This is a genomic window from Lactobacillus sp. C449L, assembly GCF_059900815.1.
Window position 1 is genome coordinate 1 of sequence record NZ_JBWXGA010000079.1, and the last position, 540, is coordinate 540.

At 60.9% G+C, this 540-nt stretch carries 1 protein-coding gene; it reads left to right on the forward strand.

Annotated features, from left to right (window positions below; translation table 11 throughout):
- On the forward strand, positions 1-540 hold a 540-nt coding region (locus AC2JF9_RS08380), incomplete at both ends, for a DUF932 domain-containing protein (RefSeq protein WP_500726874.1).

The following is a 540-nucleotide window of genomic DNA, read 5'->3' on the forward strand; positions in this document are numbered from 1 at the left end:
AATGATGAGCGCTCTGTTCCGGTCGCCACGGTTTCGCGCAGCTACGCCCTCATTCAACACCGAGACGCAGTTAGCTGGGTCAAGGCCGCTTATGAACAAAACAAATGGAAGGCCGAGGCCGTTAAGGTGATCGCGTGGCTCTCCGACTATGGGGAGCGCATGCGCGTCGAGGTCAAGCTCCCTGTCGCGCCCGTAGAGTTCACGCCCAACGATCCTGTTAGTGCCGAGGTCGTGATCTGGAACTCGGTGGATCGAAGCCGCGCCTTCGAGCTTGCCGTCTGGTGGCGAAGGCTCGTGTGCAGCAACGGCTTGACGATCTGGGAGGATGATCGTTACCGCCGGATTCATCAGGCGGGATGGATGGCGGGAATATCGCCGGTCGAGTTCCTGTCGGACCGACTGCCCCGCTCCCGCGAGCGGGTCGAGGCTCTTAGAAACTGGCTCGGCGTCGAAATCGACATGCCTCGTGCGGTCGCCTGGATAGATGGAGACGTTGCGAAGCGGTGGGGAAAGACCCGCGCAGCGCGTGTTCTTCATATC